We start from the raw sequence: 22,683 nt of genomic DNA on the forward strand, positions 1-22,683 counted from the left end.
TTGACACGGCTTACAAGATCATAGGTGTCGGCTTTGAGAAGATAATCAATTCAAAGAGCAGCACATGGAGGATATGACAGATAGCTGTAAAGAGATCAACTCAAAGGTATCGAATGGCAGGGGAGTGAGGTTATGGCAGATAACCATTTTCCTGATTCTATTTCCGGTTGTTATGATTTATGCGGCTGAATATCTTGATTACTGTGATCCACCTAAAAAGGCTGATGTTGTGGTGCTGTTTCTTGGCCCTGAAATAAGTGAACGCAGCAGAGAAGCTGCTCAACTGATCAAGGATGGTTATGCTGACAATCTATTTGTCCCTGCATACGAAATCAAAAGGAATGGTACAACTTATCCTGACTATTATGAGGATACTCATATCGAAATTTTACGCACCATAAAGATGATGGAAAAAGAAGGTTATGAAACCGCAATAATGGTGAGTTCTCCCTACCATATGCGGCGTATTCGCATGATCAGCAATCTGGTTTTTAGCGATATGCCGTATCAGTTGACCTTCAGAGGAAGTCGATATGTGGAGTTAAAGCCCCATTGGATTACCAGGATAAAAAGAATTATTGGTGAGTATATCAAAATGGTTTTTTTTGTGATATATCATTTCTATGAAACAGTTAATTCGATGATATAATATCATTAATTGATTTTGTCTTCCCTCTGCCATCTATCCATCAATGGAGAGGGTACACTATTTCGGACATATTGAATAAAAGATTCTTTTAACCTTTGACTATATTATTATTTTGCCATGAAAATTTTCTTGATAGCAGGCGCAAGACCCAATTTCATGAAGATCGCTCCCATAGCAAGGGCGCTTGATTCCCATAACCCCTTAACCTATAAGATCGTTCACACTGGACAGCACTACGATCAGAACATGAGCGACATCTTTTTCCAGGAGCTGGGCATACGGCAGCCAGATTACCATCTCGGAGCCGGAGGTGGAACCCATGCTCAGCAGACCGCGCGTATCATGACAGGTTTTGAGGATATTTGCACCAATGAGCGCCCCGACATGGTCATTGTGGTGGGGGATGTTAACTCAACCCTGGCCTGTTCAGTTGTTGCCAAAAAGATGCAGATTAAGGTGGCACATGTGGAAGCAGGACTGAGAAGCTTTGACCTCTCCATGCCCGAAGAGATCAACCGCATGGTCACAGATGCCATATCTGATCTTTTTTTTGTCACCGAAGAACAGGGAATGGTCAATTTGATCAAAGAAGGGAAACCGGAATCTGCCCTCCACTTTGTGGGGCATGTGATGATTGACAACCTTTTTTATCAATTGAAAAAGCTGGAAGAGATGGATCCAGAAACCCTTCCGTACAATGATTTTAAACAAGCGCATTCAGATTATGGCGTGGTGACTCTCCATCGTCCCTCCAATGTTGACAATAGAGATGTTTTTGAGGGTATTATGGGCACCCTTGCAAAGGTTTCAGAATCGCTTCCATTGATCTTCCCCATTCATCCGAGAACCCGTAAAAATATGGAGGTATTTGGGATTGAGCCGGCAGACAATGTTCATCTGGTTGAGCCGCTTTCCTATATGGCGTTTCTAAATCTCTGGAAAGATGCCGAGGTTGCATTGACCGATTCCGGAGGGCTTCAGGAAGAGACTACTGCTCTGGGGATTCCCTGCCTTACCATTCGGGAAAATACAGAGCGGCCCATTACCATAACGGAAGGAACCAATGAGCTGGTGGGAACATCCCGAGAGGCGATTCTAAATGCCTTTGGCAGGATAATTGCAAGGGAATGGAAGCAGGGGCAGCGGCCGAAATTTTGGGATGGCAGGGCTTCAGAGAGGATTGTTGAGATATTGAAAGGAGAAAGGGTTAAGATTTAAGGGATTTTTCGACACACAGGTGGGCAGAATTTGTTTTGATGGGAGGCAGACATGAGAGAAAGTCTATTGATTTATTGGCCCGGCAATTAAACCAATGGGTTGAAAATGCCTTATTATAGATCCTTTTGGAGTTATAAAATACCTCATGATGTTGTATTTGTACATATTGTTAGTATGTTATATACCGATTGTAGAAATTTTTTTACCGAAAACCAATTTTGGTGCCGGTATCCCTGATATAGGCCCAGTTCGATTTACTTCATACGTCCTGGTAATGGTTTTCCTGCTAAATATTGCAGCAACTAAAAAAAATATTCCTTTGAACAATAAGTGGTCTGTTAATCTGTTATGGTTTTCAATTATTGTTCTGTTATCAGTTGCATGGTCTAAGGAATCTTTTAACGCATCTACGATAGCTGCTATTTTTGATTCTGTGTATGTCCCTTTTATTGTTTCGCTAATTGCACTCGACTTGTTCAAAGAAAAGGAAAATGTTGACAGTTTTGTAAAAAACTTATGCATCGCAGTATTTTTTTTGTCATTGATTAGCTTATATATGCTGTTATTTGCATCCAAATCTAATGTTGCAGAGGATGAGGTTTTTCGTTCTGCCGGCTTCGGCAAACTTGGTAATTCAAATGGATTGGCCATTTTTTTGGTTATGGCTATTCCCTGCATACTATATGGTATAAAACAAAATATTTTTCAAAAAAAAATTGTTGGCTGGTTGATATTGTTTTCTGTGTATGGTGGCGTAATTTGTACTGTATCCAGAAAAGGGTTGGTCACAATGTTTCTTGCTACATCGATCTATTTTTTTTTGACAAAGCAGTTTGGTAAAATACTAATTTGTTTTGTATTTTCTTTAGGTGCTATCATATTACTATATGGTTATAGTACCCATAACAACAGTGCAAGCCGATTTGAAAAGGATGAAATTGAACATCAACTTTCAGGTAGATCGAACATGGCATTAGCTGGGGTAAAAATGTTCATCTCCTCCCCGATTATTGGAAAAGGCTATAGAGGTTATCATAATAACTGGAAACAATATTTCCCTTTTTCAAAAGTTGATAAATATAGCGCGCATAATATTTTTGTTACAGCATTGGCAAATTATGGTGTAATTGGGTTTGTTCCTTTTATGGCGATATTTTTATATCCTGTTTTTGTTTCGTTGAAGGTACTACGTAGTAGAATATCATTCAACAATGTGCTTTTGAATGATATGGCGATTATCTGCATTAGCACTGTGCCTTGCTTTATGATCAATGGATACTTTGCCGGTGGATTATTTTATAATCCTGTTATTATGATATTGCTATATAGCATAATCAGTTTTACGATATCTGCATATACGAAATCGCGACATGAACGTACAACCTTATAAGAGGAGGATTGTAAAATGAAAAAGATTAATTTGGGTATTGGTTTTGGAATCATTATGATCAGCTTATGCCTGTTTTCTGGAACAGGTTATGCTGAAACCTATTATGTGAAAAACTCTGGTAATGACAAATCATCGGGCTTAGATGATAAAAATGCATGGAGAACAATAGATAAGGTAAATAGTTTTGAATTTTCTGCAGGGGATGTTGTTCTGTTTAATAGAGGTGATACCTTTTTCGATAAACTTTTGCTTATTAAAAACTTGGAAAATTTTACGATTGCAGATTACGGTGAGGGGGAGAAACCGTTATTTGATGGAAATAAAATCCAGCCAATTTTAATCAGTGATTCAAAAAATGTTACTGTTAGAAATATCGATATCAGTGGACAAGAATGGAAAATGGATAAAGGTTCCAATCTTTATTTTAAGAATGTGGAAAGTCTTATCATAGATGGCGTATACGGTAACGGTCATACCATAAAAGGGAAAGGTAAATCAGAAGGCAAAACTGCTATAACAATCAACGCTTGTTCCGGAATAATAGAAATAAAAAATTGTGAGCTATTAAATTGGGGCCCTTATGATTTGCCCAAAACTGATACTAACGATTTCATGGGAATTGCCCTATATAAGATGGAAAGCGGAGAGTATAGTATCCATAATAATAAAATATATAATATCAATGCAGATTGCATACAAGTTTATTTGACAAAAGAGAAAGGTACCATCTATAAAAATGTATTATATAATGCAGGTGAAGACTCAATTGATGTAAAAGGCTCTGAAAATGTTGAAATTCATGATAATGAATTCTATAGAACAGCCGATTTTCTTGGAGAAGGAGGGAGTGGTTCCGGAGGATTGCCGACATATATTGTTGTTCATGAGGGCGGTGACCTGTATTCAAAAAACAATACGATAAGATCTAATCGCTTTAAAGATGGCGATTGTATTGCAATTAAGTTAGGTAAAGCCGAGGATACCATTGTTCATGATAATAGTTTTTCTAATGTTAAATCTGCATTGTATATTCAAAATTTAGTAAAAAACACTTTATTTCACCATAATATCATTGAAAATCCCCAATCAAGACTTGTTTTAAGAGATATTGATGCGGGCAGTATATACGAAAACAATAGCCACACGGGTACACAAATATATAACAATACCATATATAATGGAGAAGGAAATTGTAAACATTTAATATCATTAGAGTGTAGTAAAGGAACAGTTATTTATAATAATATTGTTTATCAAAACAATGCTTCAGAAGATGCTCTAGGCCTATATCATAATTCATGTGGCGATGAGCCGGTCATCAGTAATAATTACTGGTATAATCCTAACAAAATTAATCGAAATCACTATTCAAAAAAGATATATACTGCAAACATGCAAAAAGAGTGGAATGAAAAGCATTCTGGTGACAAATTTGATGACCCTTTAATGAATGATCCAGGAGATGGCGATTATTCGTTATACGAGAAAAGTTTAAAATGGGGAGCGGTATACGAAAAATGAAATGCCTTTATCCAGTCGAAACTGATTTGTCCGATTTGCTTCAAGTGTAGGATTCTGGATATCAGGCATATGATCGTAACCAACCTCATCAGCCTGTAATTAATGGGGCTATTCGTGATAAATCCCTGATGGTGATTAGGTTGGTTGGCTTTTTTAGGGGGAAAGCTGATTCAATGTGATTGTCGGTTACGGAATCACTATGAGGTCAATGGATTTGATGTGAAATTGGAGGCTTGAAAACAGTTGATTGTGGCATCAGAAAGTATAAAAAAAACTCGGAAAAAGGTAATCATATGGACAAAGGATATTGATAAATTTATCCTTGGTGAGAGCTTTTTCGGAGGAGGTATAACTGTTCAAATGTACTTTTGGGCAAAAATTTTTGTTGCCAATGGCTGGGAAGTTTTCAGTTTTTCAAAAACAAACAAAACCGTTAATGAAGATATTAAATTTATAAAATCACCTGACAGAAAATATGCGAGCATAATTTTTGATTTGTTTTTATCTTTATATTTTATCCTGAAGTTTAAACCTGACGTTATTTTCACGAGAGGTGCAAGCAGAAAAATTGGTTACTTGTCTATCTATGCTAAAATCACTAAAACAAAATTGGTTTTTTTGGGTGCAAGTGATATTAACTTCATAAAGGGAAAAGAAAATATTTCCGGTTTAAAACACAACACAAAGTTATATCAAAGTGGATTAAAAAAGATTAACTATTTCATAGTACAAAATCAACTCCAACAGAAAACTTTGCAAGAAAATTATAATAAGAATGGTATCATCATTCCCAATATCTGGGGGGTAGATAAAAAAAACAGATTCTCTAATCAGTCTTCCCTACCTTCTTCGGATCTATTATGGGTAACAAATTTTAGAAAGCTTAAACGCCCACAATGGTTCATTAATCTGGCAAAACAGATACCTGAAAAAAAATTTATTATGGTTGGTGCTCCAATTGACCAAAAACTTTATCATACAGCACAACAAGAAGCAGAAAAGGTAAATAATATACAGTTTACCGGTGGGCTTTCTTTTGAACAGACTAATCTTTTATTTAGGCAATGCCGCCTGTTTGTATGCACCTCTGAATTTGAAGGTTTCCCAAACACTTTTTTACAAGCATGGAGCAATGATGTACCTGTTGTAGCTACGGTAGATCCAAGTGACGTAATTAAAAAAAATAAATTAGGATTGGTGGTTAATACCGAAGAAGAATTATTATTGGCCGTAAATAAATTATTATTGGATAGTAGTTTTTATCGTGCAATTCAAAATAAAATTCAACAATATTTTGAAAAAAATTATGACAGCCAGACCCAGTTTGAAAAAGCATTAACTTACATTGATTGCAATTATGAAAAAGAAAAGAATTAAAGTCGCCTTTATATTTGGAGCTCTTGGTGGTGGTGGAGCACAGCGTCAATTTGGTCATTTGATTAATAATATTAATAGAGAGCGTTTCCGTCCTATTATTATATCAATAGGAAGATCAGAAAATGAAACCATTGCTTTTTTTAAAAAATATACTGATGAGCAAATTGAAATTGACCCTCAAATTGCTAAAGTTGAATTCCAAAACTATTATCTCTATAGGAACTTGAAATACAAAGAAGATATTTATTTTATTTCAAAGTATGAAAATTCAAAATTTAAAATTCAAAAATTACTTTATAAATTATTTCAAAAATTGAAACCAGACATTGCTTTGTCAATATCTCCATATGCGGCAGCTTTATCAATTTTTCCCCTGGTTTTAAACAGGACAAAACATAGAATACATAGCGTAAGAAGTAATGAAATGCTGTTTGAACATAAAAAAAGCATTTCAAATTATTTTCATTGGTTCACAAAACATTTAATTTCGCTATATATCGTTAATTCGAATGATTTAAAAACAAAAATGAAGCTGAATGGTTTTAAACATAAAGAAATTATAAATATCTATAATGGCATTCCAGTTTTTTATGATTTAATCCAGAAGAAAAATGATGATGTCATAAAAATATCTTATATCGCACGTCTATACAAAGTAAAAAATCATCAAATGTTATTTGATGCGATACTATCAATATCAACAAATAACGAATTTCGAGTTCATATTTTTGGTACAGGGGTGCTGGAACATGAGCTTAAAGAATACGTTAATAAATATAAATTATCACATACTGTGATTTTTGAAGGCTGGAAGAAGGATATAAGTAAGTATTTGCAGGAAACAGACATTGTGGTTCTTACGTCAAACGGAGAAGGTTTTAACAATAGCATTGCTGAAGCTCAAATGCATGCTATTCCTGTGGTATCTACAGATTGTACTGGGAGTAGAGAGATAGTAATAAATGGAGTAACTGGCTTCGTGGTAAATGTTGATGATACGAAGAGTTTTGCAGAAAAACTTCAAATTTTAATTGATAACGATTCTCTCAGAAATGCATATGGAAAAAGGGCTTATACACGCAGCCGCAATATGTTTACCATAAAAAACATGATAAAAAATTATGAAGCATTATTTGCATCATTGATGAATTAATCACGCTCTTCATGAATATATTTTGAGATTGGTTTATGTACACAGGGAGGAAGATTATCCTCTTCACTTATCTCTTGTTTTTTTCAATGCGTTACAACGAGCTTGAGACTGTAAACTTACGTGCAAATTGCTGATTGTGAAAAGATAGATAAATGAATGATAATGTATTTCAAAATATAATAAAATATTTATTATGCTATTTACTATATTTTTCTGGTGTTTTGAAAATTCTATTAAAACACAAATTGGTAAATGGTCTGTATGTTTTTAATTATCATAATTTCAGCACGTTTTCTAACAGCTATTGGAAATTTGGTAGTGTTTTTGAAACTGGCTATAGAGATAATTTTAAAAAGCAAATAGATTTTTTTGTAAAGTATTTGAGGAGAGTACCTTCAAATTATTTAACAATACATGATTTTAATGATTCTTTTTTTTTACTGACATTTGATGATGGGTATAAAGATAATTTTCAAATTGCTTTTCCAGTTTTAAAAAAAAACAAATCCCATCAATATTTTTTGTGGTTACAGACTATGTCGGTCAAAAGGATTATCTATGGTTCGACAAAATCCGACTTGAATATGAAAATAAAAAAAGCTCAAGCTGGCTTAATAATATAGTTTTGAAGAAAAAATATAGAAAGGCTGTTATTGCTTTTAAAAAGAATTTTAAGTCCCGTACAAAAACAATGGATGAAAAGAGAAATTGTTTATCCGATTTATTGATGATGGATTGGGGAGATTTAATGATTGCCTCTAAAAACGGCATTATAATTGCGAGTCATACTTCCACACACCCTATATTGTCAAGTTTGAGAAAAGAAGATATTTGTAAAGAAATAAATGAATCACAAAAAAAAATTTTTTTGGAGCTTGGAATTAAAAATACTTTTTTTTGCTATCCGGATGGCTCCGAAATGTCAATTAGCGAAAATGTAATATCCGAATTGCAAAAGAGTGGAGTACGATTTGCTTTTACCACAGTAAATGGTGTTAATCTAAATTTGCAAAATAATTTCAGGTTGAAAAGGATCGGAATCAACCCAAGCGATCCTGTGCCAGTCGTAGCTATGAAAATAATTGTTGCCAGCTTCTTGGCAGGGCGGAAAGCTAATGCTTGAAGCAATTCGCATAAATTTGGGGTGGGTTTAACGTCGTCCGCTGTAGGGGGCGATCCTGTGTGATTTGTACTCGTAAAGGACAGCCATATAGGTCTTGCCCCTGCAAAAAATAGCCGAAAATAGAATCTACCCTAAAAAACTAAATCAACATGCTTTAAAGGTCTTTGTAATGCTAAAAGGTATAAATGAATTTAAACAATATGGCACCAAAAACGGATTGATAAGGTTATTTAAACTTATATTCCGTAAGATTGGAATAGAATACGAGGTTTATCTTTATTGCAGCAAAGTGATTGATGATAATTTTGATCTGGATTCCAATCAAATCAAAAGGCCTTTTGTTGTCAAAGAGTTGTCCTATGATGATTTTAAAACTGCATCGAATATCAAGTTTTCTGAGAACAAATTAGAGTTGTTTCAGAAAAGATTACAAAAAAAAACATATCACTCTTACGGTGTTTATATAGATGGTGTTCTGGCATACACAACCTGGATTTCTCTTCAAGAATTTGAAATGTCAAAAAACATAGCAAATGGTCTGCTTGCAAAGAATGAAGGGCTTATCATAGATTCATATTGTCACCATGAATATCGAGGTTTGGGGATTCATTCCTATATGAGTAAATTCCGAATAAATGAATTGAAAAAATATGGGAAAAAGAAATCTGTAGCAATAATGTTGAAGGAAAATCTGCCGACCCAGAAAGCACACTTCAAGGCCGGCTATGAAATTGAAAAGTACTTACATTATTTTAGGATTTTTAAATTTGAAAAGATTAAAGCAAAAAAGTTTAAATGATGGATATCCAAACTTATAGCAATATTAATGACAAAAAATTAGTTAGTAGTTGGAAATCAATTGTCCAAAAAAATGACTACTTACCCCAGAGCACATACGAATGGTGCTCAACTTGGTGGAAATATCTCTCTGAATCAAAAGATGAGTTACACATCATTGCAGTTATGGATGATCGTGAAATTGTTGGTATTGCTCCGATGTTTATTAAAAAGAATTTTTTAAATAAACAGTTGAAATTTATTGGAACCGGGTTAACAGATTTTCATGAGTTGTTGATTATTAAGAAAAACTATGAAATTGTCTTTAATAGATTGCTGAAGTATTTTAAATCCTTCAGTAAGTGGGATATTGTATTGTTTGAGCAGGTAAACAATGAATGTTCCGATTATATTTTTCTGATGCAAAATTCTGTAAAAAATAAATTTTTGATTGAATGTCCTATCATTGATATTGCAAATACATCGTGGGATGCTTATGTAAGAAATATTAATAATAGTAAGCATCGTTATCATATTCGAAATAAACTGAAGATATATAAAAAACAACAATTTTCTTTTCAAAAAATAAATAGAGATAAATTCGTAAAGTTGAACCTTGCCAAACTTGTTCATACTCATATTGATAGGTGGAAGCAAGTAAAGATGGATAGCAAATTCAAAAATCCAAATGTATCAAAATTTTTAGTTGAAGTCTTTTATCAATTGTTCAATCAAGATTTGGCAGTATGTTATTTAATTAAAAATAATGCAGAGATTGTGGCTTATAGACTCGGATTTGCTGTAAATAAGGTTTTTTATGATTGGAATACCAGCTTTAACCCCAACTATTCTAATTATTCGCCTGGATTAACTAGTGTGGCTCTTACAATCATGGATATGATAGAAAATGATTACAGACAATTTCATTTTATGAGAGGTGGGTATGATTATAAAAAAAGATGGATGATGAAAGGCCATGACCATATCTCTCAAAATTATTTATTCCTGCTTTCAAAACCTAATTTAAAGGGAAAAATATTAGAACAATATTATCTGGAGTGGCGAGATCAGATAAAAAAATATTTTAACAAGATCATTCAAATACCTTATTTTAGAAGATTGGCAGGGCTATAATGATGTTGCTTATATTAGATCGTACTTATCCAGTTTATTGGGCCAACGAAAATAGGCGAATATGGAAGTCAAGTTAAAATGCGCAGGAATAAACTTTTAATTATTACACCTGAATTTTCGACTATAGGTGGAGTGTCTTCACTATACAACATCCTCAAGCCTTTTTTTGACACAAATTTTGTGGAATTTTTTCATGCCGGTTCACGGCAGGAAGCTTCAAAGGGGATTATTAGAGTATTATTTCGGATTGCAGGGGATTATATTTCGTTTTTAAAAAAACTTAATAAGCGAGAACATTCAACAATTATCCTTAATCCTTCATTAGCCAATAAATCTTTAATCAGAGACGGCATTTTTCTTTTACTTGCAAAATTATTTAATTTGAAAGTGATCATTTTTTTTCATGGATGGAAAAAGAATACCGAACAACTTATTGTGTTTCGATTTAAATGTTTGTTTTCATTAATTTATTTTCAAGCTGACACCATAATTGTTTTGGCAGATCAATATAAAAAAGTCCTTGATAATATTGGGTATCAAGGAAATCTGATAGTTGGGAATACTTGTGTTGATTATCAATTTGCAAGTCATTTCTCCCAGTTGAAAAGGACGTTTGAGTATGGAAATAAATTTAAATACACAATACTGTATTTAAATAGAATAGAAAAAGAGAAAGGCGTGTATGAGGCAATTAACATATTTCAAGCAATCAGAAAGCGCTTTGAAAATGTGCAGATGATTATCGCTGGTTCAGGAAGTGAATTTTCTTCTGTAAAGCAATATGTAACAGAAAAAAATATTCCGGATTTGCTTTTATTGGGTTATGTATCAGGATTTGAAAAAATTAATGTGTTTAAAGAGGCGGATTGTTATTTATTTACTTCTTACTCAGAAGGGATGCCGGTTTCTGTACTTGAGGCAATGACAGCCGGGTTACCTGTCATAACTACGCCAGTCGGTGGTTTAATAGATTTTTTCGAGCCTGGCAAAATGGGATATATGTTCTCTCTTGAGGATGAAGACTTAATCCTAAAAACAATAGAGACCCTCATGAATGACCAGAAACAAGCTACAGACATCAGTAAATATAATATGGTCTATGCAAACGAACATTTTTCCGCTTTTAATTTATCAAAGAAAATTTGTCAAATTGCAGGGTTGTGAGTTGTGTTGTCGAAAAATTCGCATTTAGGGTATATTAAAACAGCTTAAATGTTTTTTTGTGTCGCTCTTGAAGTATAAAATGGTTTAAATAAAAAAACGAAGCGTACAATGGATTCAAATACTAAAAACAAGACAGTCATATACATTATGTCTGATGTCCGATCAGGTTCAACTCTTTTAGAAAATATCCTTTCAAAATCACCAAATTCTATTTCTGTTGGCGAACTACATCATTTGGACTCTCATTTATATAAAGGGAAATGGGGTAAAACCTGGAACTGGAATTGTTCTTGCGGGAAAAGTATAAAAAACTGTGAATTCTGGAAGAAGATTTTAGCAAACCTTCAAAATAAAAATATTCAAATAGAAAACACATCACTTATGCCTGTAATTAAAGACAATAATATTGCTGGGAAAGATGAACAATACAACATAAAAGTCATTAAACTCATTAATGAAATATATACAGCAATATTCGAAGAGATGAATGTTGATGTGCTAATTGATTCATCAAAGCATACTGACCATGGCATTATGCTTTGTAGAGAATCTAATTATAAAGTGAAAATTATTTACTTAAAGAGAGATATTAGGGCTGTAGCACTATCAAAGGAAAAGTGGGCAAAGAAATTTAATACAGATGAAAAAAATCATATTTATAGGATACTCATAAGGTCAAAAAAGCATGATATAAGATTAAAAAGAAAACTTAAAGAAATACCTAAAGAAGATGTCATAAAAATCCAATATGAACAGTTGGCTCATCATCCCAATGCAACCATTAACAAAATAATCAAAAAATTTAATCTTAGCCATTTTAAAGTTCCAGAATACATGGATATTGATAATAGCCATACAATAGGAGGCACACCAAGTCGTTTTGAGAAAAATAAAATTGTGTGTGATAGCAAATGGGTTAAAATCTCAAAAGGTAAGCCTGTTTTTCACATTTTTGGGAAAATAATTGATCTAATTTAATGAGTATCTTAAATAAACTCAAAAAAGCCGGATTCTGGCAAACAACCCAAACTGTAATTCAAGTGGTTTTTCAGTTTGCCTATATCGGAGTCATGGCTCGATTGCTAAGTAAATCCGACTTTGGACTAATGGCTATAGCTGGTGGTTTCATTGGCATGGGAACAATATTTAGCGAAGGCGGCATGAGTGCCGCTCTTATTCAAAGAAAAAACATTACACAAAAACACATGAACGCTGGATTACAGGGCGGAATACTCATTGGTGGATTGCTTTTTGTTATTTTCTTTTTTTCATCGAAATACATCGCAAATTTTTTTAATCAACCATCACTAAATTTGCTAATAAAAGTGATTGGCATTAACGTTGTATTGCACTCCATTAGTGGTATTTCGATGGGATTATTGCAAAAATATTTCCAGTTCCACAAGATTGCTTTGGTAAACCTAACCTCAACCATTGTCGGATATATTGCTGGTATAATACTGGGATTAAAGGGCTTTGGTGTGTGGTCGCTGGTTGTTGCTACTTTATCCACGTCGTTAATTAACACTGTTGGGTTTTTATATTTGGCACCGGTAAGACTTTCACTAAGAGTCCACATAAAAGAGTGGAAAGAATTATTCTCGTTCGGTTTTGGGATGATTCTTCTAAAAATTGCCAATTATTTCAACGATCGTGGCCTTAACCTGATATTAGGGAAAATACTTGATGCAGACCTGCTTGGTGTTTTTGAACGAGTTTCAAAAATAAAAATTATTCCCAGTATATACATCGGAAAAATTCTCGATACCATAATGTTTCCGGCCATGTCTGAAATACAGGATGAACACGAACGCCTGTTCAAAATATATCAGCATGCTCTGGGTGTAGTGAATTCTTTACTCATGCCTGTTGCTGTCTATCTTATTATTTTTTCAGAAGAAGTTGTATTGCTTCTATTGGGTTCGAACTGGCACGAAGCAGTATTACCCTTGCAAATAATGTTTGTAGTGATTCCCTTTAGCTCATCAGGTCGTATGGCCGATTCTGTTATCAGGGCCAAGGGTTTGATTTACAAAAATGTAGCACGTAAATTTATTTATGTCGCTGTTCTTATTTCCACCACCTCTTTGGGAGCTTACTTTTTTGGTGTTATCGGTGCTGCAATTGCTGTTACCTTTAGTTTTGTTTTTAATTATATAATCATGTTGTTTTTGGTGAAAAACATTTTTAAAAAAAGTATAAAAGAAATATTTTTTTTACCTGTAAAGACTGGATTCAATCTTTCTGTAATGCTTGTACCTTTTACAGCTCTGAATTCAATAATATTAAAAAATTTTATACACCAACCAATAGTAGTATTTATTCTTATTACATCTATTTTATCTACAATAATGCTTTTAATTGTATGGAAAAAACCAACTCTGCTGGGAACATATCTTCATTACACAATTCTTCAATTATTAAAAAAAGAAACCATATGAATATCATCATAACCGGAGATTTTTTTATTTCCGATGAATTTAAAAATAAACCTTTAATCGATAAATCGGTTATAGATTTTTTTCAGGCTGCTGATTGTCGAATAGTTAATCTGGAAGCCCCGCTGACATCTGAAAATCCAAAAAATAAAATATTGAAAAGCGGGCCTCACCTGAGAATGTCTGAAGATGCGGTAATGCCTTTCCTAAAACAACTAAAAGTTTATGGAGTTACATTGGCCAACAACCATATTTTGGATTATGGTGCAAAAGGTTTAGCCGATACTTTCGCTGCATTAAAACGAAACAACATTCATTATGTGGGGGGCGGTAATAATTTAGCTGAGGCAAATAAACCGCTTACAATAGAACAAGACGGGATGAAAGTTGCCATTCTTAACTTCTGCGAAAACGAATGGTCAATTGCCGAGGATGATAAGCCCGGAGCAAATCCTATGGATATTATCGACAATACAAACCAGATAAAAGCCGCCAAAGCAACTCACGACAAAGTAATTAGTATTATTCATGGCGGACATGAATATTATCATTTGCCCAGTCCTCGTATGGTAAAACAATATCGTTTTTATGCAGATAATGGTGCTGATGCAATTGTGGGACATCACACGCATTGTATTGGAGGATATGAGATTTATAATGAAGTTCCAATAATTTATAGCTTAGGAAATTTTATCTTCACAAGAGAAAATAAAAACCCATTATGGTATAGTGGACTTGTTGCTAAATTAAATCTTAAACCAAACAAGCCAATACAGTTTACACTCAAAGCAACATCACAAACCCCTATTAATTATAACCTTTCCCTTAAAGAAGACGAAAAAAATATATTCAATGATATTAAAAACTTTAATCGTATTATTCAAGACAAAGAGTTACTTGCAAAGGAATGGCATACATTCATCACATCAAGAGAAAAAAATTATCATAAAAAATTGTCACCAATGAGTGTATTAACTAATCGCTATCTTAAATATGTGTTTTATAAATTTATATTTAATCAACTTTATTTAAACAACAATTATTTAGCAACTTTTCTAAACATACTGCGTTGTGAAGCACATTCGGATGCTTTAATTTATACCATTAGAAGATTGCTATATAATAAGTAGTAAAAGAAAAGATTAATATTTTGAAACATAATTATTAATCAGCTTTTTTTGGAGTTTAATTTTGACTTAAATTTTTGAGGAGTTTAAATGTCCCCTTTACCAAATATTGCGATTCACGAAGGATTAAATAAAAGTTTTTCTGAAACATTGATACGTTTTGAAAAAATATTTGAGTATAATAAAATTCCTTTCAGAAGGGTAAATAGCAGTTCTGAAATATTTTGGGAAGAAATAGCTGATTATGATCTCTTTTTATACAATTTTGGTCAACGGGATTCAGAACTTCAAAATGCAAAGGCCGTTATCCCTTTGGTTCAAAATGAATTTGGAATTAAGTGTTTTCCTGACACTACGACATGCTGGCATTATGATGACAAAATAAGGCAATATTATTTGTCGATGTCTGCCGGTTTCCCAATGGCAAAATCATGGGTATTTTGGAATTTAGAAGATGCATTGAATTGGATAGAAGATGCGAATTTTCCAGTTGTCTTTAAGTTAAAAGGGGGGGCAGGTTCAACCAATGTTGTGTTGATAAAAAATAAATATGAGGCCATAAACGTAACTAAAAAAATGTTTTCGCTCAAAGGAGTATCCTTTGGTAAAATACCCCATAGTAATAATTTGAATTATTTACGTGATTTTTTTAAGTTATTCGGATTAAGGCGGTTCATTGCAGAAAAAAGAGGGAGGCTTGGGCCGAAAGGAAGACATCCATATTGGCAAATTCATCGTGATTATGTACTTTTTCAAAAATTTTTTTGCGATAATCAATATGACCAAAGAGTTACCGTAATCGGTAAAAGAGCCTTTACATTTTTACGGTACACAAGACCAAACGATTTCAGGGCATCCGGAAGCGGACTTATAGACTATGATATAGAAAAAAACCATAAATCATGTATAAAAATCGCTTTTGAAATATCTCAAAAAATGAATTTTCAGTCTATGGCATATGATTTTGTTTTTGATGAAAATAAAAACCCCCATATTGTTGAAATTAGTTATACTTTTGTTGATTATGCCGTTCGGAAATGTCCTGGATATTTTGATGATAACCTGAACTGGCATGAGGGACACTATTGGCCTCAATTTTCAGTTACTGATATGCTATTCCCAGATTTATGTATAAAGCAGCCACCAGATTCTGTTATGAGATAATCATAATTAAGAGGTTTGTATTTGGTGATCACACGGATTTTCTTTACCCATAAATAGACAATTTTTAAAAAGATGAACAGCATCATTGTTGATGCATTTCGATTACTCAAAAACTGCTGCGAAAATCACAACTTTAATATTTGATACTTTTACATGAGTATAGCTTGTTAAAATAGCGCTGTTTTTAAAAAAAAAGATATTTTTATGATTTTTGATGTAAACACTTTTGTATGCCGAATTAAAACCGCCACACTATTTGAAATTCTATATCGCCTGAACAGAAAGTATCTTTGCTTGAAACTAAAAAGAAATTTAAATCGCGGTTCAGAGTTTCCTGAAACAGATGCTGATTATATATTAGAAAAAAATACAACTCGATTACCTTCTTTTCATAAATTGCAAATAATGACATATAATGCTCCAATGTTAAAGAGTGGTGGCGTAGAACTCAATGTAGATAATGAGTTTGTTCATTTTGAAAAACAGGCGCGAGATATTATTTTTCCCGCATTTCGTTAGCTCATGTTGATATCCGAATGGTCTGGGAAGCTGCAAGGCTCCAAAAAATAACTTTGCTCTTGTTTCAAAAATTACCAAAACATATTTCTCAAAAATCGGACGATCTTATTGCCAAGCATGCCGTTTTAAACTGGATAAAGCAAAATCCTTTTCTTTATGGCCCACACTATCTATCTCCAATGGAACTTGGTCTGAGAGTACCTGTATTTTTTCTGGTTATAACGGATTTAGGGGGGGAGTTGTAAACTACTGAATTTATTAAATAGGAAATCTCTAAGTAATAATGCATTTGAATCATTAAAGCGATTATATTGTTCCATAATGTGCTATTTTTTAAAGTGGCAAGCTAACATAAGAGGCCATTCATAACGATACAAAAGCTATCAACCCGTAAATCCGTTATAACCAGGAAAAATTGCTAATTACGGATGCAGATGGGGAATTATAATCATAAATATGCGAAAGAGAGATTCTTGGTATCAAAGGTTGCAAAAAAGGCTTGAAGATATTTACCGTAAGGCTTTAGAATCATGAATAACTCAATTAAACTTGTATGACTTAAATTATTGTTTGCTAATTTTTTCAATCTGGTTTATGAAACAATGAATATACAAAAAATCACATGGTACTTCAAACGCCTCTCCAAAATGCCTCTGCCCGAGATTCCTTGGCGTATAAAGGAAAATTTTAAAAAAAGGATTGACAGTAAAAGGAGTTTCAATATACCTTCGCATATTAACCTTTTCAATCATCCTGCCCAATCTGTTTTCAAGTTGTCCAACCTCACTGATGATCCCCTCTCAGATATAAATCCATCTGTTAAGGGTTTGAATCATCATTTGACCATTGCTAATGAAGTCCTTGATAACCGTTTCAACGCATTTGGAAACCCTATTGCCTTCCCTTCATCAATGGTGAATTGGTCAACGGATCCTGTAACAGGAAAAAGTTGGCCGCTTACATTCTGGGGAAACATAGACTACCGCAACAAAACCCTGGGAGGAGTCAAGTTTGTCTGGGAGTACAACCGTCTCTATTTTTTATTTTCTTTAAGCATTGCATATCATGTTACCGGAGAGAAAAAATATGCCGATAAAATCTTTTGGCTCCTTAAATCCTGGCTAAAGGGTAACCCTTATCCCACAAGGGTTAACTGGACCAGCGGCATCGAGGCGGGTGTGCGGCTGGCAAACCTTGTCTGGGCACTCTCGTTTTTAAAAGAGTATCCCTTTTCCAATGATGATCTAAAGGCGATCAACACCTTTGTCTGGTGGCACGCCATCCGGTTGCACCGCTATCCTTCCCTTTACTCATCGGCCAACAATCATCTTCTGGCCGAAGGCTTCGGCCTTTTTCTGGCAGGACTCTATTTTCCCCATCTTCAAGGTGCGGACATCTGGTTCAAAGAGGGAAAAAATATTCTTGAAGCAGAAGTGACCCGCCAGATTCTACCCGATGGGGGCAGTTTTGAGTTCTCCACCACCTATCTTTCGTTTGTGTTCGATTTTTTTCTGCTCTTTAAACGAGCTTGCGATACCTGTGAAGTCCAATATGATCCAGCCCTTGACCAACGCCTTGCAAAATCCTGTGAATTTATCCATACCCTGCTGGATAGCTCCGGCAATTTACCAAACATAGGGGATCAGGACAGTGCGGTGCTGGTTGATTTTGGCATGTCCAACATGGAGAATTTCACATCCATATTGAATACCGGTGCCATCCTTTTTGACAGACCGGAGTGGCACACCGGAAAGCCGGACCTGAAAACGTGCCTTTTGACCGGCAAATCTTATGATGAACAATTGACAACCAAATCCAAAACAACTTCCCTGAACTCCCCCTCTCCATTCATGGAGAGGGGGCTGGGGGGTGAGGTTAAGGCGATTCATCACCATCTAAGCGCTCTTTCCGTGATCAGGGATGAGGTAAACGGCAAAGAGATCGTTTTTACAGGCAATGCCATGCCTCTTGGAATGCCCCCCCTCTGTGGTCATGGCCATCTGGATGCTCTATCGTTTACCCTTTCTGTGGACGGTCTTGAGATATTTGTGGATCCTGGAACATATCTCTATCATAATTCAGAACCCTGGCGAAGCTACTTCCGTTCCACAGCAGCCCATAATACCATCCGCATCAACCAGATGGATTTAAGCCCCCAGACCGGGTATTTCATGTACGGCAAACCCTACCGCATCACGGAACACACCCTTGAAACCCAAGAGGATCGTGTCATCTGGTCTGCCGCCCATGATGCCTATGCCAAAAGAAAACCCCATGCCAGTGTCCGCCGGCAGGTGACATGGGTTCCTGATAAGCAAACCTTTACCATTGAGGATTCCATCCATTCATCGGAAAAGGTCCTGGTGGAACGATTTTTCCATTTTCACCCGGAGTGTGATGTGGTTCCGCAGGATGGGAGCATTGTGATTCAGCGGGGGGGTGTTGTCATTAAAATGGGGTGGGAAGGGGATAAGGAAGATGTTGAGATATTCAAAGGCTCGAAGGAACCCCTTGCAGGGTGGTTCTCGCCAGCATTCAATCAACTGATGGAGTGCGTGACTGTGAGGTTTACAAACAATCTGCCAATTGTTTATATTAGGCTCACATCTAAGTATGAATCATTTTAATAACTTTTAAAAAAGGTAAAAATAATGAATGCTGTTGAAATAAGAAAGATGAGTACAGTTGAACGCCTTCAAATGATGGAGGTTATTTGGGATTCTTTATTGTATGATAAAACCGGAATAGACTCCCCTGAATGGCATGGAACTATCCTTGAAGAGAGAAAAAAAAAATCGAAGCAGGTAAAGCGGATTTTATCTCGATACGCGAGTTGAGGGAAAGAAGAAGAGCATGACATTCAAAGATGTATATATTCTGAAGGATGCTGTTAACGATTTGGAAGATGGGAAAATTTTTTATGATCAGCAGGAATTGGGTGTTGGGGATTATTTTTGGGACAGTGTGCTCGCAGATATGGAATCTCTAATGATTCACGCCGGTATTCATAAAAAAAGTAATGCGTTACATCAAATGCTGGCGAAACGTTTCCCTTATGTCATTTACTACGAAATTAAGAATGACATTGTCTATGTTGTAGCTGTTTTACCAATGAGAAGAAACCCGGTTTGGATTATAAAAAAGCTGGAAGAAAGAAGTTGATCAAATAAAATGACGTGAGTTAATTTTGGCATCCTTCATATCATCTCAAAAGTCGTGTACACTTTTTTTATGGATAATTCTCACAAACGGGCATGTGTCCCAGAAAGTGTAAAGCGGAAAATGAAATATGCCATTTAATTTTTTACAAATTATAGCGATAATAACATGAATATAAGCATATTTGGAATGGGTTATGTCGGTGTCGTATCTGCGGCATGTCTTGCAAAAAATGGCCACACAGTAGTGGGAGTTGATCCGCTACCTGTCAAGGTAGATATGATCAACCGTGGGGAATCCCCCATATGGTAATATTGAGGCTGAGATGAAAAGATTTAAAATTTTGAATATATGGGTTGACGAACTCAACATGAAACAAGCTCTTGAAAGGGTCAACGAGTTTATCAGGATTGGTAAAGGGGTGCATACCGTATTTGCTTCAAATCCGGAGAAAAATTTTTCTGTCCCTGAAAATCAGTTTCTATTCAGCATGTTTAAACAGGCGGATATGCTCATACCTGATGGTATCGGTATGGTATTGGCTGCCAGGTGGTTGTACGGGTCAAATTTGGAACGGGTTCCAGGGTGTGAACTGATGCAGAATACCTGTGCCATGGCCGCTGATAAAGGATACAAGATATTCATCTACGGCGCCAAAGAAGAGGTGAATGAGGCAGCAGTGGAAACACTGAAAAAACGCCACCCCACCATTGAGATCGTGGGGAGACAAAATGGGTATCTACCGGAAGATGAGATGCCGGACTTGATAGACCGCATTAACCAATCCGGTGCTGAAATTCTCTTCCTGGCATTGGGATCCCCCAAACAGGAATTATGGATTGCCACTTATCGGGATCAACTGAAAACAGTTCGTGTCTGCCAGGGTATCGGGGGAACACTGGATGTATTGGCGGGTACCGTCAAAAGGGCACCCGAGTTCTATTGCAAAACCGGACTGGAGTGGCTCTATCGTTTGATGAGTGAACCTTCTCGGTTGAAACGTCAATTATCCCTTCCAAAATTTGCTTTTCAGGTGTTTCGATCTGGTATGATGAAAAAACGCAATAATCGTAAGGCTGAAATGCTATGACTCAAGCCCCTCTTTTAAGTAATGAACACGAAATAACTTATCCAGACTCCCCCTCTCCATTTATCGAGAGGGGGCTGGGGATTCAGGTATGGGCAAATTATTTATGAGCCAAAAAAAATCAACAATCTTCGCTTCTGTTAAATGTCTGATATATGCTTCTCTTCTTGGCCTACTCTATTTTTCTACTCTCCAATGGCTGATTCATAAAGATTGGGCTCGTCCGGACTACTCATACGGCTATTTGATCCCATTGATCGTTGCCTATCTCATCTGGGAAAAAAGGGAGACACTTTTTTCCCTTCCGTCCCCTCCGTCATGGAAAGGTTTGATTTTATTTCTGCCCGGGATATGTCTTTTCTGGTTAGGTGAACTTGGCGGAGAGTTTTTTACCCAATACGTCTCTCTCTGGTGCATTGTCGTTGCTCTTGTGTGGCTCAATATGGGAGAAGAACGACTCAAGGCAATGCTTTTTCCCCTGGTGTTGGCGTTGGCCATGTTCCCCCTCCCCAATTTCTTCAACAACCGCATCACCCTTTACCTCAAACTCATCTCCACCACCATTGGCGTCAAGATCATGCGTCTTTTCGGCATGACCGCCTTTCAGGACGGCAACATCATCGATCTCGGATTTACCCAGCTTCAGGTGGTGGATGCCTGCTCAGGCCTTCGATACCTCTTCCCCCTCATTGTCCTTGGCATTCTCATGGCCTACTTTTTCCGCTCCCGCTGGTGGAAAAAGGTGCTCATCGTCCTCTCCACCATTCCCATCACCATTTTTACCAACAGCCTGCGCATCGCCTTGACCGGCATCCTCTCACAGAAATTCGGCACCAAAGCGGTGGAGGGCTTTTTCCATGATTTTGAAGGGTGGCTCATCTTCATGGTGGCCTTTGCACTTCTCGCTTTGGAGATGCTGATTCTGGCAAAATTATTTCCAGAGGCAGCATCTGATTCTGATATCCGGCACAATCCAGATCCGCTATCTGATTATGATAAACCATTAAAATCAACTAATTTTCTTAAACAGCCGCAATTCATTGTCTCGGTTATTCTGCTATCACTTACCTTGATCCTCTCTAAGGGAGTGGAGTTTCGGGAGGCCATCCCCATGAGCAGATCATTTGACAGTTTTCCCATGGAGATCGGAAAGTGGCAGGGTACACCTCAGACCATGGAGACCATTATAATAGATGCCCTGGATCTAACTGACTATATCATGGTGGATTATCATGATGGGGAAGGCCATCTCATAAACTTTTACGTTGCCTACTACGAAAGCCAGAGAAAAGGTGAGTCTATCCACTCTCCGGCAACCTGTCTGCGGGGAAGCGGCTGGAGCTTTGCTCAGAGCGGCAGCAGTGAAATCTCCCTTGATGGCGGTGCAACCCTTCCTGTGAATCGGGCAGTGATCAGCAAAGGCCCCTATCGTCAGGTATCCTACTACTGGTTTCCCATGCGGGGGCGTATACTGACAAATGCCTTTCAGATGAAGTGGTTCAATTTCTGGGATGCGTTGACCCGCCAGCGAACAGACGGGGCACTTGTGCGGGTGATTGCGCCGGTGGGGGAGCATGAGAGCGCCGAAGATGCAGAAATGAGACTTCAGACCTTTGTTCAGGAGATGCTTCCGGTGCTTAGGACGTTTTTGCCGGAGTGAAACCTCACCCCCTAACCCATACG

20 protein-coding genes and 1 pseudogene are annotated in these 22,683 nt (G+C 36.1%); all 21 read left to right on the plus strand.

What is annotated here, in order from left to right:
- Positions 1-64: 64 nt before the first annotated feature.
- The 21 genes and pseudogenes from MTBBW1_RS16885 to xrtD all read left to right on the plus strand — a co-directional run bounded on the left by MTBBW1_RS16885 (position 65) and on the right by xrtD (position 22,660).
- Entirely contained in the window at positions 65-649 is a 585-nt protein-coding gene (locus MTBBW1_RS16885; RefSeq protein WP_080805106.1) for a YdcF family protein, read from the plus strand.
- A 129-nt stretch (positions 650-778) separates the two neighbouring features.
- On the plus strand, positions 779-1,867 hold the full coding sequence (wecB, locus tag MTBBW1_RS16890) for a non-hydrolyzing UDP-N-acetylglucosamine 2-epimerase (protein ID WP_245809440.1): 1,089 nt from the start codon (positions 779-781) through the stop codon (positions 1,865-1,867).
- A 157-nt stretch (positions 1,868-2,024) separates the two neighbouring features.
- Entirely contained in the window at positions 2,025-3,257 is a 1,233-nt protein-coding gene (locus MTBBW1_RS16895) for an O-antigen ligase family protein (RefSeq protein WP_186441410.1), read from the plus strand.
- Positions 3,258-3,272: 15 nt separating this feature from the next.
- Positions 3,273-4,778, plus strand: a complete 1,506-nt coding sequence (locus MTBBW1_RS16900; protein ID WP_080805112.1) for a right-handed parallel beta-helix repeat-containing protein — start codon at positions 3,273-3,275, stop codon at positions 4,776-4,778.
- Positions 4,779-5,027: 249 nt separating this feature from the next.
- Positions 5,028-6,155, plus strand: coding sequence for a glycosyltransferase family 4 protein (locus tag MTBBW1_RS16905; protein ID WP_245809444.1), 1,128 nt, complete (start codon positions 5,028-5,030; stop codon positions 6,153-6,155).
- Complete coding sequence (locus MTBBW1_RS16910; RefSeq protein ID WP_080805116.1) at positions 6,136-7,308, plus strand: glycosyltransferase; 1,173 nt, start codon at positions 6,136-6,138, stop codon at positions 7,306-7,308. Before MTBBW1_RS16905 ends, MTBBW1_RS16910 begins: the two co-directional genes overlap by 20 nt.
- 493 nt (positions 7,309-7,801) lie before the next feature.
- Positions 7,802-8,431 (plus strand): annotated as a pseudogene (locus MTBBW1_RS16915) (polysaccharide deacetylase family protein); the annotation flags it as partial.
- Between the two features lie 94 nt (positions 8,432-8,525).
- Positions 8,526-9,230: a hypothetical protein gene (locus MTBBW1_RS16920; RefSeq protein WP_139786794.1), complete on the plus strand. Its 705-nt coding sequence runs from the start codon at positions 8,526-8,528 to the stop codon at positions 9,228-9,230.
- Complete coding sequence (locus MTBBW1_RS16925; RefSeq protein WP_080805122.1) at positions 9,227-10,342, plus strand: GNAT family N-acetyltransferase; 1,116 nt, start codon at positions 9,227-9,229, stop codon at positions 10,340-10,342. The genes MTBBW1_RS16920 and MTBBW1_RS16925 overlap by 4 nt, the downstream gene beginning before the upstream one ends.
- Positions 10,343-10,420: 78 nt before the next feature.
- Entirely contained in the window at positions 10,421-11,506 is a 1,086-nt protein-coding gene (locus tag MTBBW1_RS16930; RefSeq protein WP_080805124.1) for a glycosyltransferase, read from the plus strand.
- A gap of 108 nt (positions 11,507-11,614) precedes the next feature.
- Entirely contained in the window at positions 11,615-12,484 is an 870-nt protein-coding gene (locus tag MTBBW1_RS16935) for a sulfotransferase (RefSeq protein WP_080805127.1), read from the plus strand.
- Positions 12,484-13,947, plus strand: coding sequence for a lipopolysaccharide biosynthesis protein (locus tag MTBBW1_RS16940; protein WP_080805130.1), 1,464 nt, complete (start codon positions 12,484-12,486; stop codon positions 13,945-13,947). The genes MTBBW1_RS16935 and MTBBW1_RS16940 overlap by 1 nt, the downstream gene beginning before the upstream one ends.
- A complete protein-coding gene (locus MTBBW1_RS16945; RefSeq protein ID WP_186441413.1) occupies positions 13,944-15,074 on the plus strand; it encodes a CapA family protein in 1,131 nt (376 codons plus the stop codon). Before MTBBW1_RS16940 ends, MTBBW1_RS16945 begins: the two co-directional genes overlap by 4 nt.
- A gap of 87 nt (positions 15,075-15,161) precedes the next feature.
- Positions 15,162-16,235 (plus strand): ATP-grasp domain-containing protein, encoded by a 1,074-nt coding sequence (locus MTBBW1_RS16950; protein ID WP_080805133.1) that lies wholly within the window; start codon positions 15,162-15,164, stop codon positions 16,233-16,235.
- 204 nt (positions 16,236-16,439) lie between these two features.
- On the plus strand, positions 16,440-16,754 hold the full coding sequence (locus tag MTBBW1_RS16955; protein ID WP_080805135.1) for a hypothetical protein: 315 nt from the start codon (positions 16,440-16,442) through the stop codon (positions 16,752-16,754).
- 602 nt (positions 16,755-17,356) lie between these two features.
- The gene (locus tag MTBBW1_RS16965; protein ID WP_245809441.1) at positions 17,357-19,381 is read left to right on the plus strand and encodes an alginate lyase family protein; all 2,025 of its coding nucleotides are present in this window, start codon (positions 17,357-17,359) and stop codon (positions 19,379-19,381) included.
- 24 nt (positions 19,382-19,405) lie between these two features.
- Positions 19,406-19,591 (plus strand): addiction module protein, encoded by a 186-nt coding sequence (locus MTBBW1_RS16970; RefSeq protein WP_222424087.1) that lies wholly within the window; start codon positions 19,406-19,408, stop codon positions 19,589-19,591.
- A gap of 16 nt (positions 19,592-19,607) precedes the next feature.
- Positions 19,608-19,916 (plus strand): type II toxin-antitoxin system RelE/ParE family toxin, encoded by a 309-nt coding sequence (locus tag MTBBW1_RS16975; RefSeq protein WP_080805139.1) that lies wholly within the window; start codon positions 19,608-19,610, stop codon positions 19,914-19,916.
- 165 nt (positions 19,917-20,081) lie between these two features.
- The gene (locus tag MTBBW1_RS16980) at positions 20,082-20,225 is read left to right on the plus strand and encodes a hypothetical protein (protein ID WP_080805141.1); all 144 of its coding nucleotides are present in this window, start codon (positions 20,082-20,084) and stop codon (positions 20,223-20,225) included.
- A 13-nt stretch (positions 20,226-20,238) separates the two neighbouring features.
- On the plus strand, positions 20,239-21,003 hold the full coding sequence (locus tag MTBBW1_RS16985) for a WecB/TagA/CpsF family glycosyltransferase (RefSeq protein ID WP_080805143.1): 765 nt from the start codon (positions 20,239-20,241) through the stop codon (positions 21,001-21,003).
- An 88-nt stretch (positions 21,004-21,091) separates the two neighbouring features.
- Positions 21,092-22,660, plus strand: coding sequence for a VPLPA-CTERM-specific exosortase XrtD (gene xrtD, locus MTBBW1_RS16990; RefSeq protein ID WP_087881789.1), 1,569 nt, complete (start codon positions 21,092-21,094; stop codon positions 22,658-22,660).
- Positions 22,661-22,683: the final 23 nt, after the last annotated feature.

It is taken from the genome of Desulfamplus magnetovallimortis (assembly GCF_900170035.1).
GTDB classification, from domain to species: domain Bacteria; phylum Desulfobacterota; class Desulfobacteria; order Desulfobacterales; family Desulfobacteraceae; genus Desulfamplus; species Desulfamplus magnetovallimortis.